A 14,731-nucleotide genomic window follows, 5' to 3' on the forward strand; every position below is an offset into this window, starting at 1 on the left:
CCCCCCCCCCCCGTGTGGGAGATCAGGGGCACATCCTGCGCCTTCAAGTAGAAACGCTACTCGGCTGACAACGCGGCTGATTACTCGGCGGTCTTCTTCGCCGCGGTCTTACGAGTGGTCGTCTTCTTCGCGGTAGTAGACTTTGCGGTCGTCTTCTTAGCCGTAGTCTTCTTAGCGGTAGTGGTCTTCTTCGCGGCGGTCTTACGCTTGACCGGGCCCTTCGCACGCTTATCAGCAAGCAGCTGCACCGCACGCTCATGGGTCAGCGACTCGACCGACTCCGCACGCGGAACCGTAATGTTCGTAATACCGTCGGTGATGTACGGGCCAAAGCGGCCGTCCTTCACCACGATCTTCTTCTCGCTGACCGGGTCCACGCCCAGCTCAGCCAGCGGAGGCTTAGCCGCCGCACGACCGCGCTGCTTCGGCTGGGAGTAAATCTCCAGCGCCTGCTCCAGCGTAATCGTGAAGATCTCGTCCTCGCTGCCAATCGAGCGGGAGTCCGTGCCCTTCTTCAGGTACGGGCCAAAGCGGCCGTTCTGCACGGTGATCTCCACGCCCTCAGCGTCGGTACCAAGCACGCGCGGCAGACTCATCAGCTGCAGAGCCTGCTCCAGGGTCACGGTCGCCAAGTCCATGGACTTGAACAGGGACGCGGTACGAGGCTTGGCGGGCTTCGGCTTCTTCTTCGGCTTGGGCTTACCGTTCTTGTAGTACTCGGTCGGCTGCGCGTCCAGGTACGCCTGGATCTGTTCCTCTGTCATCTCTTCGATGACTTCGGTGACGTAGGGGCCGTAGCGGCCGTCGCGTGCCACGATCTGGTTGCCGGAGACCGGGTCCACGCCGAGCACGCGGCCGTCGGACTTGCCCTGTTCGAGCAGTTCGCGTGCCTTCGCTTCGGTCAGTTCGTCCGGTGCCAGGTCGGCGGGTACGTTCGCGCGGATCGGTTCGGTCAGTTCGCCGGTCTCGGTGTCGAGGGTGCCTTCGGCTTCCAGGTAGGGGCCGAACTTGCCCACGCGCAGCACAATGCCGTCCGCGATCGGGATGGAGTTGATGCTGCGGGCGTCTATCTCGCCGAGGTTGTCGACGATGGGCTTCAGGCCGCGCTTGGAGCCGCCGCCGAAGTAGAACTCGCCCAGCCATTCGACGCGGGATTCTTCGCCACGTGCGATGCGGTCGAGGTCTTCTTCCATCTGCGCGGTGAACTCGTAGTTCACGTAGGGGCCGAAGCTGGATTCGAGCAGGCGCACCACGGAGAACGCGATCCAGGACGGGATCAGCGAACCAGAACGAACGTTCACGTATCCGCGGTCCATGATGGTCGAAATAACCGCCGCGTAGGTGGACGGGCGGCCAATGCCCAGCTCGTCCAGGGTCTTCACGAGGGACGCCTCGGTGTAGCGTGGAGGCGGCAGGGTCTCGTGGCCGGCGGGTTCAATTGCCTCGGCGGTCAGTGCCTCGCCGGTGGTCAGGTTCGGCAGGCGCTTCTCAGCGTCCTTCGCCTCACGCTCAGCCACGCGGGATGCGTCAACGCCCTCCTCGTAGGCGGCGAGGAAGCCGCGGAAGGTGATGACGGTACCGGATGCAGCGAACTCGGCGTCCTGGCCGTTAGATGCCACGGCGCCCAGGCGCACGGAGGCGGTGGAACCGGTCGCGTCAGCCATCTGGGAGGCGACGGTACGCTTCCAGATCAGCTCGTAGAGGCGGAATTCGTCGTTGGACAGGGAGCCGCGCACAGCGTCCGGGGTGCGGAAAGTGTCACCGGCGGGGCGGATTGCTTCGTGGGCTTCCTGTGCGTTCTTGCTCTTGGAGGTGTACACGCGCGGTGCGGAGGGCACGAACTCTGCGCCGTACAGCTCGGATGCCTGGCGGCGTGCGGCGGAGATCGCCTGCTCGCTCAGCGCCACCGAGTCGGTACGCATGTAGGTGATGTAACCGTTTTCGTAGAGGCGCTGCGCCACCTGCATGGTCACGCGGGAGGAGAAACGCAGCTTACGTGCGGCTTCCTGCTGCAAGGTGGAGGTGGTGAACGGCGCTGCCGGGCGGCGCTTGTACGGCTTGGTCTCAACGGAGCGTACGGAGAACGCGGCGGACTGCAGGGCTGCGGCGAGCGCGCGGGCGGCTTCCTCGTTCAGGTGGGTGACCTTGGAGGTGTTGAGGGTGCCGTTGTCGGCGAAGTCCTTGCCGGTGGCGATGCGGTTGCCGTCTACGGCGACCAGCTTGGCGTCGAAGCCTTCGGAGGCTGCGGTCAGGAAGCGTCCGGTCAGGTCCCAGTAGTTGGCGGCGACGAATGCCATGCGTTCGCGTTCGCGCTCAACCACGAGGCGGGTTGCGACGGACTGCACGCGACCTGCGGAGAGGCCGCGGCCGACCTTGCGCCAGAGTACGGGGGAGATTTCGTAACCGTAGATGCGGTCGAGGATGCGGCGGGTTTCCTGTGCGTCGACCAGATGCAGGTCGATGTCGCGCAGTTCGCCGAAGGCACGCTGAATGGCTTCCCGGGTGATTTCGGGGAAGGTCATGCGGTAGACGGGTACCTTGGGCTTGAGGACTTCCTTCAGGTGCCATGCAATAGCTTCACCTTCGCGGTCACCATCGGTTGCCAGGTAGAGCGCGTCTACTTCTTTGAGCTTGCGCTTGAGTTCGGCGACCTTTTTCTTTTTGTCGGGGTTGACCACGTAGTAGGGTTCGAAGTTCTCTTCAACGTTGACAGCGAACTTGCCGACAGGGCTCTTCTTGAGGTTTTCGGGCAGTTCGGAGGGCTGCGGAAGGTCGCGGATATGGCCCATGGACGAGTCGACAAGGTAGTCCTCGCCGAGGTAGCTGCTAATGGTTTTGACCTTGGAGGGAGACTCCACAATCAGCAGGGCTTTTCCGGTCTTTGCCTGAGCGGGCACGGCACTCCTCTATCTGTGTGTTGAAAAGCTACGTATTCAACCATAACCTACGCTGGCGCTTGTGGGCGCCGGTCGGTTGTGGTTGTACGCGGGTGAGGTGATCGGTGGGGTGTAGTTTATGTTGGGTTGATGTGGTGCGCTCGGTGCGTTTCATGCGGCGAGCGCGCGGTGGCCCGGCACTGGGCGAGCTGGCACGGTTCTAGTTGATGAGGACCGGGCGTGTTGAGCTTGCATGAGCGCGCAGGGTACTCGGTACATCATACGGTACCGGAGCGGTGGTGTGTACACGAGGTACATGGAGGCGGGTGCCAGGGCGCACCGCACCCGCTCACCTGCGTTTCTAGCTGGTGAGGGTATCAGAGTCGGGGTGGGTGCCGTCCAGGTATGCGGGCAGCAGCGGGTATTCGCGGCCGTACACGGTCTGCGGCGCGATGCGCACCCACTGCATTTCGTGGGTTTCGGAGTCGGGCAGGTCGAAGGTGCGCACAATCTGCGGGGTCATTTCCGGCGGCAGCCAGTGGGCGATACCGACCACGATGACGGAGCGGATGCCGTCTTCGAGGGTTTCGTCGATTTCGAAGGCGACGCGGCGGCTGACCACCACGGAGGAGAACTTGTTGCCGCGGGTGGTGCGGATGTAGATTTCCTGCTTGTCGTCTTGGCTGGCGACGGCGTAGAGCACGGGCAGCACATCGACGTGCTGTCCGTCAGTGAGGATGAGGCGGCCGAGAGTGTTCGCGTGCAGACGCTCCCAGCACTTGTCGACGCTGATACTTTCATCGGGGTACAGGTTACTCATGGTTTCAGTGTATGCGATGGGGTGGGTGCTCTTGCGCAGATGACGGTTTTGGTCAGTGGGTGGGTTGGGGCCGTGTCATTGAGCTGCCGCCTATACGCGGTGGGCGCGCCCGGGCAGATGCGGCGGTGCGTAGAATGGTGTGCATGACTATTTCTGCCGCCACTTTCGCTCCCGAGTACGCCGCTGTTGTGGATGCTCCCCGCAGCGATGATTACGCCCGCCTGACCCGCATCCGTGAACGCCTGCTGGCGTTGAACTACAGCTATGACGCTGTGCAGGAGCTGCTGGGTGTTGAGGCGGCTGAGGCGATGGCTCGCGACCAGGTGGTTCCGGGCCTGTGGCGTGTGGAGCACATTCTGCGCGGCAATTACAGCGCGGAGGAGAAGAACCTGGCGCGTCTGCTGGCGTTTTTCCTGCTGGCTCGCCCGCTCACTGAGGCTGAGGCTGCCGAGGTTTTCGCTGAGACCCTGGTTGATTTCGAGGATGCCGCGCTGATTGAGCGCGACGCTGCGGGTTCTGCCCGCTGGACCGCGAGCGTTGATTTGCGCCCGCACGCCGCCGATGACGGCACCGAAATCTTTGTTGCCGCTGACCTGGGTGCGCATCAGCGCCCCGGTGTGCTCCGTAAGGATCACGTGCTCGGTATTGGTCACGCCTCCCTGACTCTGGCACAGATTACCGAGCGTACCCCCGTCAAGCGTGCTCTGGATATGGGTACCGGCTGCGGTATTCAGACCTTCCACCTGCTCGCCCACGCCGAGCACGTGACCGCCACCGATATTTCGGAGCGTGCCCTGGCGTTCACTCGTTTTAACCTGCTGCTGAACGCGCAAGCGCTCAATATTGATCCGCAGAACCCGCAGGCGCGCGTGAGCCTGCGTGAGGGTTCCCTGCTGGAGCCGGTCGCCGGTGAGCTTTTCGACCTGGTGGTGTCGAACCCGCCGTTCGTGATTACCCCGCGCGTTGCCGGTGAGAGCGCCGAGGAACAGTTCACCTACCGCGACGGCGGCCTGCCCGGTGACGAAATTGTGAGCACGATGGTGCGTCAGCTGCCGTCGGTGCTGGTGCCCGGTGGCCGCGCGCAGATGCTGGGTAACTGGGAGATTATTCGCGATTCAGCGGACCCGGATGCACCGCGCCCGTGGGATGAGCGCCCGCGTGCCTGGGTTGCTGACGGCGGCGCGGAGGCGTGGTTTATTCAGCGTGAGTCGGTGGCGCCGGGTTCTTACGCGGAGACCTGGTTGAAGGATGCGAGTGAGAACCGCGACCGCAGCCACTACGAACAGACCTACGTGGCGTACCTGAACGACTTCGCTTCCCGGAACGTTCATTCTATTGGTTTCGGTATGATTTGGCTGCGCCGCCCGACCGAGGCGACCGCGGCAGGCGTGACCGAGCCCCTGCAGCGTTTCGAGGAGATCACCTACCCGATTCAGCAGCCCATCGCCCGCGCCCTCACCGAGTCCGTGCGCCGCTACGACCGCCTCGCCGCCATGGACGATGAAGCGCTCCTTACCGCGCACCTGGAGGTCGCCGAGGACGTCACCGAGGAACGCCACGGCCGCCCCGGCGCCGAGCACCCCAGCGTCATTTTGTTGCGTGCCGGTTCGGGTCTGTGCCGCACCCAGTTGCTCTCCACCGAGACGGCTGGTTTTGCCTCGGCGAGCGATGGTGAGCTTGCCGTGGGTCAGATTGTGGCGGCTCTTGCCATGCTTCTGTCCTGGCCCGAATACGACGCAGCTGCCGCCGCGGCGCGCGGCACGCAGGAGCAGCATCCGCGCGATACACTGTTGCACGCGGTGCGCGAGCTGGTACTCAAGAGCTTCCTGCACTTTAGCGACGAGCATGCGGGCACTGAGTCGGCTGGCGAGAGCACGGCAGAAACGCAGAGCTAAGCGTGCGTATTTGGTCCCTTCACCCCTGTCTGCTCGATCGGCGCGCCCTGGTCGCCTGTTGGCGTGAAACCCTGCTGGCGCAGAAGGTGCTGCGGGGCCTGACTCGCGGGTACACGAACCATCCGCAGCTGATTCGTTTTCGCGCGCACCCGCAGCCGCTGGAGGCGGTTGCCGCCTACCTGTCCGGGCTGGCGGATGAGGCGGATGCCCGCGGCTACTCGTTCAACCGTGCGCTGATTGGTGCGGGCGAACATATCGCAGGCAAAAGCTGCGCTGACAAAGCTGACAAAAATAGCGCCGACAAGGAAGAAAACACGTACGCTTCGGTCGCCCTGATTCCCGTTCCTCTCGGCCAGTTGGAGTACGAGCTCGCCTTTCTGCGGCACAAGGTGGCTGGGCGCGACCTCGAGTGGGAGCATCGGTTGAGCGAGCGCCTGGCGGCGTGTGCACATCCGCTCTTTGAGGTGGTTCCGGGCGCTATTGAGCCTTGGGAAAAGACGAAAGATTTCTAGACAGAGGGATTTCTAAGAACGTGAGCATAGTAATGCCCCGGCGGAACCCTTGCGGGTGCCTGCCGGGGCATTACTGTATGTGTGGCTCAAGCTTTATGGGAACAAACATCTCAGCGCGTTATAGAGCGCTGGAAACAGCTTGGCACGGGGTCTTTACCCCAGGACCTTTACCCAAGGACCTTCACCTCAGGGGCTTTACTTGGTGGTCAGCGCAGGCTTAATCTCCTTCACGATTGTCTCAAGCATCTTCAGGTTGAAGTCCACGCCCAGCTGCAGTCGACCCGCCGCAATGAGATCGGCCATGGCGGCAAGTTCAGCCATGTAGAGCGGGTTTTCGTAGCGCATGTCTGGATTGCAGCACTGGCTCTTCATCGTCGAGTGACGGGTCAGTCGTCCTCGTCTTCGAGGTCCTCTAGCACTTCGAACGGCGACTCGACGTCGCCGCGCCAGGCCTCCAGGCCTTCGCGCACCGCGAGCACCGCCACGACCAGCGCCGCGACCGAGTCAGCCCACCACCAGCCGAACAGGCTGTCGAGGACGAGGCCGATGAACACTGCACCGGAGAGGTAGATACACAGGATGAGCTGCTTGGCGTCGGCCATCACGCTCTTGGAGCCCAGCTCCCGCCCGGTGCGGACCTCAATCCACGCCAGCAGAGGCATGACGACCAGGCTCAGCGCGGTGATACCGAGACCCAGCGGGCTGTGGTCGGGGCCCTCCTGGCCGACCAGGGCCAGCACCGCGTCGATTGATACGTAGGCCGCCAGCGCGAAGAACGCGATGCCGATGGCCTTGACGGTGACCGTTTCCCACCGCTCAGGGTCCTTGCGGGTGAACTGCCAGGTGACGGCCGCGGCCGAGAGTACCTCGACAACCGAGTCGAGCCCGAAGCCAATGAGCGCCGCGGACGAGGCGAGGACGCCTGCCCAGACTGCGACGATTGCCTCGATTACGTTGTACGTGATCGTGAAGCCGACGATGAAGCGGACGCGCTGGTGCAGCATCGCGCGGCGCGCGGTGGTCAGGGTCTCGCTCATGCTCCCGCCGCCGTTCCACAGCAGCCCGACACCGAGCATGCCGGGTCGATGCACGGCGCGGCCTCGTCCACCGCGAGCGTGACGTCGATTAGGGACGTCAGTGCCGCGGCGAGGTGCGGGTCGGCGATCTCGTAGCGCGTCTGGCGGCCCTCGGGCTCGGCGACGACGATTCCGCAATCGCGCAGGCAGGTCAGGTGGTTGGACACGTTCGAGCGGGTCAGCTCCAGCTCGCGCGAGAGCACGGCTGGATAGCTCGGGCCACTGAGGAGGGTCATCAGAATCCGGGAACGTGTTGGGTCGGCCATGGCGCGGCCGAGCCGGTTCATGACGTCGAGGTGTGAAACAATAGTCAGCATACGATGACTATACAGTGATAACTGACCAATTGTCCACTTGTGCGGGCTGCCGCACGTGCTCCGCGCCCTTGCCCTCGGGAGGCGGCAGAGTTCGCGCTCATCAGCGACCACCGCCCATCACGGAAGCGACGGCGGCACACTGGCGCGAAACCCTGCTAGCGCAGAAGGTTCTGCGGAGTCTTCACCTCAGGGTCTTTACTTAGTGGTCAGCGCGGGCTTGACCTCCTTCACGATTGCGTCAAGCATCTTCAGGTTGAAGTCCACGCCCAGCTGGTTCGGGATAGTCAGCAACACGGTGTCCGCCGCCTGAACCGCCTCATCGCGGGCGAGCTCCTCGGCAATATCCGCCGGGTCACCAATGTAGCTACGACCAAAGCGGGAGAAACTGTTGTCAATAATGCCGGTGTAATCCTGCGAGTCCTCCGCGGCGCGGCGACCGAAGTAGCGCGCCGAGGTCTCGTCAATTACCGGCAGCACCGAGCGGGAGACCGAAACACGCGGAACGCCCGAGTTGCCCGCCTTCACCCACTCGGAGCGGAAGAGGCGAATCTGCTGCGCCTGCTGCTGGTCGAAAGGAATGCCCTTATCTTCCAGCATCAGGGTCGAAGACATGAGGTTCAGGCCCTTCTGCGCGGTCCACACGGCGGTGCTATCGGTACCCGCGCCCCACCAGATGCGGTCGCGCAGGCCCGGCGACTGCGGCTGGACGGGGGCGTACTTGCCGGGAACGCGAGCGCTGGGCGCCATACCCTCACCCTCGATGGCCTTGAGGAAAATGTCGAGGTGGCGGCGCGCCATATCGCTCTCGTTTTCTCCCTCTGCCGGGTAGTAGCCGAAGCTCTCAAAGCCGCGGATAACGGATTCGGGCGAGCCGCGGGAGACACCGAGCTGCAGTCGGCCCGCCGCGATGAGGTCAGCCATGGCGGCAAGTTCTGCCATGTAGAGCGGGTTTTCGTAGCGCATGTCAATCACGCCGGTACCCAGCTCGATGCGTTCGGTCTTAGCGGCGATTGCGGAGAGCAGCGGGTAGGGGGTCGCCTGCTGCTGGTCAAAGTGGTGCACGCGGAAGAACGCGCCGTCCAGTCCGATGTCTTCGGCGCCTACGGCAAGGTCGATTGCCTGGTGTAGAGATTCTGCAGCGGAGGGCACACGGGAGCCGGGAACCTCAGCCCAGTGGCCGAAGGAGAGGAAGCCGAGCTTCTTCTCGTCACCGCGCATGGGTTCGAGGTGGCTGATGCGGATGGATTCGTCGAGCTGCGGATCGAATTGCGGAGTGCCGGGGTTGGTGGGGGTGCTCATTGTTTTTTCCTTTGCGGGTTGCGCCCGGGTTCGTGTAGTACCGGGCTGGTGGTTTAAATCTAAATCCAAATACTTTACAAGTCAAGTATTTGTTTCGGAGTGTTACACACAGGGCACCGCCCCCCCCCGCACGCATCACCCGCGCAGGGCACAAAATACTAGCGCAAAAAGGGCACAGAAAAGCCCGGCGGCACGAACACATCACGCCACCGGGCCCTTCTATTCAACAGCTAAAACTGCAACTTAAACGACAGAAACAAACTGTCCTAGGAACGCTTCGCCAGCGGAACCCACAGCTCCATACGGTAATCAGCCGCCTGCATATCGCCGCGACCGTACACCTCAAGGCCACCCACCGGGCGATACTGCGGATTCTTCGCGAAGAACGCCTCCTCAAAGCTCGCAAAGCCAGCCGGAATAGACTCCGAAATCGGGCCGGTCACCTCAACCACCGCATAGGTGCTCGCAGGCAACTCCAACACACCCAGACCAAGCTTCGCCGCGCTCGCCGGCTCCGACACCAGGAAGCCCGCCGTGTAGCGAACCTGACCCTTCGGGTTCGGCTGAGTGCACACACCCAGGTACTGGGTCACGTTCAGAACATCCAGCATCGCCGGGGACGCCTTCTGATTCAGCTCATCCCACAGCGAGGAGAAGTCGCCATCCAGGGGGAACACCTGCGAAACGCCGGCAACGACCATCGCCGGGTGCTCCTCAATGCGAGGTTCAGAAATCTGAACCGCGCCGCCCTTAGCGGCTGCCATTAGGCGTTCGCCTCAGCTGCTTCGCGGTCCACCGAGCACTCGGGCACGCAGTGGCGCTTCGCATCGTCAGCTACGCACTCGGGGCAGAGCAGAACCAGCTCGCGGCAGGAATCGTTGGAGCAGTTCTCGAACTTGTTCGAGGGGGCGCCGCACTGTTCGCACTTGCCGATGGTGACGGTGTCCGGAGTGAACTCCATGTGCATGCGCTTGTCGAAGACGTAGAGCGAGCCTTCCCAGAGTTCCTTATCGCCGTACTTCTCACCGTAACGTACGATGCCGCCGTCGATTTGGTAGATCTCCTTGAAGCCGCGGTTCTTCATGAGCGCGGAGAGAATCTCACAGCGAATACCGCCGGTGCAGTAGGTGACGACCGGCTTGTCCTTAATGTGGTCGTACTTGCCGGACTCGATCTCGCGGATGAAGTCGTGGGTGGTGCGCACGTCTGGAACGATAGCGTTCTTGAACTTGCCGATCTTCGCCTCGAACGCGTTACGGCCGTCGAAGAAGACCACTTCATCGCCGCGCTCTTCAACAAGCTTGTTGACCTCTTCAGGCTTCAGGTGCACGCCGCCGCCAACGACGCCGTTCTCGTCCACCTGCAGCTCGTCGGGAGCACCGAAAGCCACAATCTCGTCGCGTGCCTTCACGGACAGGCGGGGGAAGTCCTCCGCGCCACCCTCGGACCACTTGAACTCCATGTTCTTGAAGCCGGGGTACTTGCGGGTTTCCTTGGTGTACGCCTTGACAGCGTTGATTTCGCCGCCGAGGGTGCCGTTAATGCCGTGCTTGGAAATGAGGATGCGCCCGCGCAGGCCGAGCTTCTCACAGAGGACACGCTGCCAGAGCATGACCGCCTGCGGGTCGGCGATGGGGGCGAACTGGTAATACAGAATAATCTTATTTTGAGCCACGAAACTATTTTATCGTCATATACGTCTAAAGCATGCAAATTTTTTGATATGTGCGCGCTGACTAAGGGGTCGGCGGCGCAGAAGCGGTGCCGGGGCGGTTCTGGGACGGTTCTGGGACGGGATTAGGGCGGGGTTAGGTTAGTGGCTAGGCTCGGGGTCGGGGCAGGATTCGAGCAGGTTCGGAGCCGGCGTTCAGGGTAGCGAGTGACCGGCGGCAGGTCGGAGTGTAGCCCGCCGCTCTACAATGGAACCCATGCCGCACAGCACCTCCTCGCAGAACACCAACCAGCACCCCGAACAGCTGCCCGCACACCGGCACGAGCAAGGGCAGTCTGCGGCGCACCCAAAAACGCTACGTTACCGCGAGCTCCCCGCAAGCGCACAGCAGGTGCTGGCATCCCTGTTGCCGGAGGCGGAACGCACCGGAACCCTGCCCGAGCAGGTGACCCATATTCACACCATTGCCGCCAGAGAGGCGAGCTACGCGCCGTGGCCGCAGTGGTTGCATCCGCGTGTGGTGGAGGCCTTTGAATCGCTCGGTATTGCCGAGCCCTACGCCCACCAGGTGCAGGCGGCAGACGCCGCCCACGCGGGTCTTGATGCGGCGCTGGCGGCGAGTGCGGCGCGCTACGGCTGGCAGGCGGGGCGTATTGAGGCTGAGCGCATTGAAACGCCGGCTCCCACGCACGCCGAAGACACGAAGAGCACCGGCAGCGGCGGGCACGTGATTGTGGCGACTGGTACCGCCTCAGGCAAGACCCTGAGCTACCTGATGCCTACCCTGGATGCAATCTGCCGTGCATCGTACGGCGAGCCGGTGAGCTCAACTTCCGCGTATTCCGGGGCAGAAAACCTTAATAATAGAGCGAACGTTCTCTACATTTCACCGGCGAAGGCGCTCTCCGCCGACCAGCTCACCGCCCTCACCTCCTACAACCTGCCAGGGCTCCACGCGGCAAGCTACGACGGCGACACCCCCACCGGCGAACGCCGCTGGATCCGCGAACACTCCAACTTCATCCTCACCACCCCGGACATGCTCAACTACTCAATCCTGAGCAACCACCGGCAGTGGGCATCCTTCCTGCGCGGGCTACGCTACGTGGTGCTCGACGAAGCACACAGCTACCGCGGCGTTTTCGGCGCGCACATCGCCAATCTGCTGCGCCGCCTGCGCCGCGTCTGCGCACTCTACCGCACCGTGCCCGTGTTCTACGGCGCCTCCGCGACCAGTTCCAACCCGGTCGAGTCTTTCTCCAAGCTCATCGGCGTGCCGCAGCAGGCGGTCACCGCCATTACCGAGTCCACCTCCGCACGCGGTGAAACCACCGTCGCGCTCTGGGAGCCCGAATTCATGCCGCCCAAGGCGCACGATCAACTCGCCAAGGGCGCCCGCAGCACCCAGCAGCAGGCGGTCCAGTCGAAGGCTGAGCAGGAGGCGCCGCGCCGCGTCTCCCCCGTGGAGCAGGGTGCGCAAATGCTCACCGACCTGGTGCTTTCCCGCACCCGCTCCCTGGTTTTCGCCGGTTCACGCCGCAGCGTAGAAATCCTCTCGCAGAAGACCCAACGCTACCTCGACGAGGTGGAGGCGGGCCTCTCCCACCGCGTCGCCGCATACCGCGCCGGGTACACCCCCGAAGAGCGCCGCGAACTCGAACGCAAACTCCGCAACGGCGAACTGCTCGGCCTGGCGAGCACCTCCGCGCTGGAACTGGGCATCGACATCTCCGGGCTGGACGCCGTACTCGTGGCGGGCTGGCCAGGTACCCGCGCCTCCTTCATGCAGCGCGTGGGCCGCGCGGGTCGAAGCGGTCAGGACGCGCTCGCCGTGCTCATTGCCGACGACAACCCGCTCGACACCTACCTGGTGCACCACCCAGAGGCGATTTTCGGGCAGGAAGTTGAGGCGACCGTGTTCGACCCAACGAACCCGTACGTTCTCTCACCGCAGCTGTGCGCCGCCGCGCAGGAGGCGCCCATCCGCACTGAAGAGCTGAGCCTGTTCGGGCCGCATACCGCCGCTCTGCTGGATCGGCTGGTGCATCAGGGGTACCTGCGTCGCCGCCCGGACGGCTGGTATTGGACGCACGCCGAATCAGCCGCCGAGCTGGTCGATATCCGCGGCACCGGCGGCGGACCCTACCAGCTCATCGACGCCGAAGACGGCACCCTGGTTGGCACCATGGACGCCGCGCACGCCATGAGCCAGGGGCACCCGGGCGCAATCTACATTCACCAGAGCGCGCAGTACGTGGTCGAATCCCTCAGCGAGGGCGAGCGCGTGATTCTGCTCAGCCGCGTCTACCCGGACTACTACACGCGCGCCATTGAGAGCACCGAGGTGCGTATTCTGGCGGAGCGTGCGCGGGTTAGTTACGGTGCGCAAAACGCTGTTGGGGAAGCGGGTCCCGCCGAGACTGCTCCCGGTGAGCCCGCTCCTGGAGAGCATGCTCCCGAAATCTCTATCCCCGAAACCAACGCGCAGCAGCTTGCCCCGCTCACCATGCACCGCGGGCAAGTTCAGGTCACCGACCAGGTCACCGGCTACCGGCGTTTTTCCGTCTACGGCGGCGAATACCTGGGCGAAGAGGCGCAATCCATGCCGCCGGAAGTGCTCATGACCGAGGCGGTCTGGTTCACCTTCGAGCCCAGCTACCTGTTCGGCGCGGGCGTGACCGAAGAGGACGGACCCGGCACCCTGCACGCCGCCGAACACGCCGCCATCGGACTGCTACCGCTCATCGCCACCAGCGACCGCTGGGACTTGGGTGGACTCTCCACACTGCTTCACGTGGACACCGGCAGGCCCACCATTTTCGTCTACGACGCAGCCCCCGGCGGCGCAGGCATCAGCGAGCGCGGCTTCAACGCGGTTCAGCAGTGGCTAAGCGCCACCCTAGAAGCCATCGAAAGCTGCGGATGCGACAACGGCTGCCCCTCCTGCGTGCACTCGCCCAAGTGCGGCAACCGCAACGAACCACTCAGCAAGCACGGCGCACGGGCGCTCCTGACGGCAATGCTGAGGAGCATGGCGGAGGCGTAGAACGCGCTGGGGGTGCGGGGCATACTGGGGGACGTAGGACGGGCTAGGATGACAACTCCCAATGAGGGAAAATAACCTAATCGGCGGATTTTTCTGGCTCGGGTGGGTTTTCCAGCTCTGCTGGGCTTTCGGGTTTTGGGAGGTTCGGGTACCGAGTCCTGCTCGATCCCCAGTTCCTCCTCCAGCTCGGCGACTTCATCGGGGCTCAGCTCCTCCACGTTGCCCGCCGCGTCATGCTCTTCTTCGGCGTACTCTTCTTCAGGGTACTCAGCCCCAGCGCGGGCACGCACCCTCGCCGGGCCCAGCATCCCCAAGGGCCCTGCAACCGGGACGGCGACCGTCACCTCCACCGTTTCAGGTCGATCCGGAAACGTGCAGAATTCCAGGTGCGCGCCGTGGCGTTCGGCAAGGTCCGCCGCGACCGCGCACGGGTCGCCTTCGGTAAGCCCGCGGTAGGCATCCGCCGCCGCGAGTGCGCTCAAATCGGCGGCTGCGGAGGCCCTGCGGTTAGCGGACACCACCCCGATGAGACCGGCAATCACCACGGTCACCACCAGCAGCGCGGCAATAATGGTGAGGGCGAGGACGGTGCCGCTACCCTCTTCGGAATATTCGTCCGCAGACCAAGCAAAAACCGCGCTTCTATTCGCCATCACTGCCGGCACTTTCTTCACTGTCACTGCTTTCCTGAGTGCCACCGTTGCCTTCAACGCGGGCGTGGGCGTCCGCCCGTAGCACCCAGCCGGTTGCCGACCCGATCACACCGGGGGCGGGGCGGCTCACCCGCACGTGCACTTCCCGGGCGCGCCCCGCATCCGCGGCGACCGCACCATCAGAAGCGACAGCATCAGGAGAAACGGAAATCTGCACGCTCTGCGCCGGGTCGATGCGGCTGACGGCGGAGCGAATCTGCACCTCGGAATCTCCACGGGCGGCGGCTCGTGCAGCCGTTCGCGCGGACTCCTCCACCTTGAGCTGTGCAACCCCCGTGGAGGCGGCACCCAGGCAGAGGGCGAGCACCACCGTCACGGCGGGTAGGGCGACCGCAAATTCGGCGGTAATCACACCCTCTTCTGCTGGGCTCTTGTGCGGGGTCGAGGGTGCCGGTTCCGCCCCGACTTTTCCTGCGAGACGAGTGCACCGCAAAGCACCCAAATTCACATGAGCGTTCATTCTTTATTCCTCCTTTCTAGTTTGATTTTCCGGGGCTCCCAAAGC

11 protein-coding genes and 2 pseudogenes are annotated in these 14,731 nt (G+C 63.7%); 3 read left to right on the forward strand and 10 right to left on the reverse strand.

Annotated elements, in window-relative coordinates; all coding sequences use genetic code 11:
- Positions 1–80 precede the first annotated feature (80 nt).
- Both topA and HMPREF2927_RS04240 read right to left on the reverse strand, forming a co-directional pair.
- Complete coding sequence (gene topA, locus HMPREF2927_RS04235; protein WP_070685826.1) at positions 81–2,897, reverse strand: type I DNA topoisomerase; 2,817 nt, start codon at positions 2,895–2,897, stop codon at positions 81–83.
- A gap of 340 nt (positions 2,898–3,237) precedes the next feature.
- Positions 3,238–3,696 carry a pyridoxamine 5'-phosphate oxidase family protein gene (locus tag HMPREF2927_RS04240; RefSeq protein WP_044145909.1) on the reverse strand — a complete coding sequence of 153 codons (459 nt, stop codon included), beginning with the start codon at positions 3,694–3,696 and terminating at the stop codon, positions 3,238–3,240.
- Positions 3,697–3,839: 143 nt separating this feature from the next.
- Between HMPREF2927_RS04240 and HMPREF2927_RS04245 the strand changes: the two genes are divergently transcribed.
- Both HMPREF2927_RS04245 and HMPREF2927_RS04250 read left to right on the forward strand, forming a co-directional pair.
- Positions 3,840–5,591 (forward strand): DUF7059 domain-containing protein, encoded by a 1,752-nt coding sequence (locus tag HMPREF2927_RS04245; protein WP_246827352.1) that lies wholly within the window; start codon positions 3,840–3,842, stop codon positions 5,589–5,591.
- A gap of 2 nt (positions 5,592–5,593) precedes the next feature.
- Positions 5,594–6,103, forward strand: a complete 510-nt coding sequence (locus HMPREF2927_RS04250; protein WP_070685829.1) for a pyrimidine dimer DNA glycosylase/endonuclease V — start codon at positions 5,594–5,596, stop codon at positions 6,101–6,103.
- Positions 6,104–6,364: 261 nt separating this feature from the next.
- Here HMPREF2927_RS04250 and HMPREF2927_RS09385 read toward each other — a convergent pair.
- From HMPREF2927_RS09385 to HMPREF2927_RS04280, 6 genes and pseudogenes are all read right to left on the reverse strand, one after another.
- A pseudogene (locus tag HMPREF2927_RS09385) lies at positions 6,365–6,451 on the reverse strand (luciferase); the annotation flags it as partial.
- Between the two features lie 38 nt (positions 6,452–6,489).
- Positions 6,490–7,140: a cation diffusion facilitator family transporter gene (locus HMPREF2927_RS04260; RefSeq protein WP_070685833.1), complete on the reverse strand. Its 651-nt coding sequence runs from the start codon at positions 7,138–7,140 to the stop codon at positions 6,490–6,492.
- Positions 7,137–7,496, reverse strand: a complete 360-nt coding sequence (locus tag HMPREF2927_RS04265) for a Cd(II)/Pb(II)-sensing metalloregulatory transcriptional regulator CmtR (protein WP_070685835.1) — start codon at positions 7,494–7,496, stop codon at positions 7,137–7,139. Before HMPREF2927_RS04265 ends, HMPREF2927_RS04260 begins: the two co-directional genes overlap by 4 nt.
- A gap of 195 nt (positions 7,497–7,691) precedes the next feature.
- Entirely contained in the window at positions 7,692–8,795 is a 1,104-nt protein-coding gene (locus HMPREF2927_RS04270) for an LLM class flavin-dependent oxidoreductase (RefSeq protein ID WP_070685837.1), read from the reverse strand.
- 266 nt (positions 8,796–9,061) lie between these two features.
- Positions 9,062–9,559: a GyrI-like domain-containing protein gene (locus HMPREF2927_RS04275; protein ID WP_049338580.1), complete on the reverse strand. Its 498-nt coding sequence runs from the start codon at positions 9,557–9,559 to the stop codon at positions 9,062–9,064.
- Positions 9,559–10,470: an oxygen-dependent tRNA uridine(34) hydroxylase TrhO gene (locus tag HMPREF2927_RS04280; RefSeq protein ID WP_070685839.1), complete on the reverse strand. Its 912-nt coding sequence runs from the start codon at positions 10,468–10,470 to the stop codon at positions 9,559–9,561. Before HMPREF2927_RS04280 ends, HMPREF2927_RS04275 begins: the two co-directional genes overlap by 1 nt.
- Positions 10,471–10,714: 244 nt before the next feature.
- Here HMPREF2927_RS04280 and HMPREF2927_RS04285 point away from each other — a divergent pair, with 244 nt between their 5' ends.
- The gene (locus tag HMPREF2927_RS04285) at positions 10,715–13,513 is read left to right on the forward strand and encodes a DEAD/DEAH box helicase (RefSeq protein WP_070685841.1); all 2,799 of its coding nucleotides are present in this window, start codon (positions 10,715–10,717) and stop codon (positions 13,511–13,513) included.
- Between the two features lie 329 nt (positions 13,514–13,842).
- Here the strand turns inward: HMPREF2927_RS04285 and HMPREF2927_RS09245 are convergent.
- Both HMPREF2927_RS09245 and HMPREF2927_RS04290 read right to left on the reverse strand, forming a co-directional pair.
- A pseudogene (locus HMPREF2927_RS09245) lies at positions 13,843–14,166 on the reverse strand (Rv3654c family TadE-like protein); the annotation flags it as partial.
- Positions 14,156–14,686 (reverse strand): TadE family type IV pilus minor pilin, encoded by a 531-nt coding sequence (locus HMPREF2927_RS04290; protein ID WP_070685843.1) that lies wholly within the window; start codon positions 14,684–14,686, stop codon positions 14,156–14,158. The pseudogene HMPREF2927_RS09245 and the gene HMPREF2927_RS04290, both read right to left, overlap by 11 nt.
- Between the last annotated feature and the right edge of the window lie 45 nt (positions 14,687–14,731).

It is taken from the genome of Rothia sp. HMSC061E04 (assembly GCF_001813685.1).
GTDB lineage: Bacteria > Actinomycetota > Actinomycetes > Actinomycetales > Micrococcaceae > Rothia > Rothia mucilaginosa.

What these genes read in the sequence shown, in the direction of transcription:
- HMPREF2927_RS04240 (WP_044145909.1), bottom strand. Translation starts at nt 3,696, where the DNA reads ATGAGTAACCTGTACCCCGATGAAAGTATCAGCGTCGACAAGTGCTGG.
- HMPREF2927_RS04245 (WP_246827352.1), top strand. Translation starts at nt 3,840, where the DNA reads ATGACTATTTCTGCCGCCACTTTCGCTCCCGAGTACGCCGCTGTTGTG.
- HMPREF2927_RS04260 (WP_070685833.1), bottom strand. Translation starts at nt 7,140, where the DNA reads ATGAGCGAGACCCTGACCACCGCGCGCCGCGCGATGCTGCACCAGCGC.
- HMPREF2927_RS04265 (WP_070685835.1), bottom strand. Translation starts at nt 7,496, where the DNA reads ATGCTGACTATTGTTTCACACCTCGACGTCATGAACCGGCTCGGCCGC.
- HMPREF2927_RS04270 (WP_070685837.1), bottom strand. Translation starts at nt 8,795, where the DNA reads ATGAGCACCCCCACCAACCCCGGCACTCCGCAATTCGATCCGCAGCTC.
- HMPREF2927_RS04275 (WP_049338580.1), bottom strand. Translation starts at nt 9,559, where the DNA reads ATGGCAGCCGCTAAGGGCGGCGCGGTTCAGATTTCTGAACCTCGCATT.
- HMPREF2927_RS04285 (WP_070685841.1), top strand. Translation starts at nt 10,715, where the DNA reads ATGGAACCCATGCCGCACAGCACCTCCTCGCAGAACACCAACCAGCAC.
- HMPREF2927_RS04290 (WP_070685843.1), bottom strand. Translation starts at nt 14,686, where the DNA reads ATGAACGCTCATGTGAATTTGGGTGCTTTGCGGTGCACTCGTCTCGCA.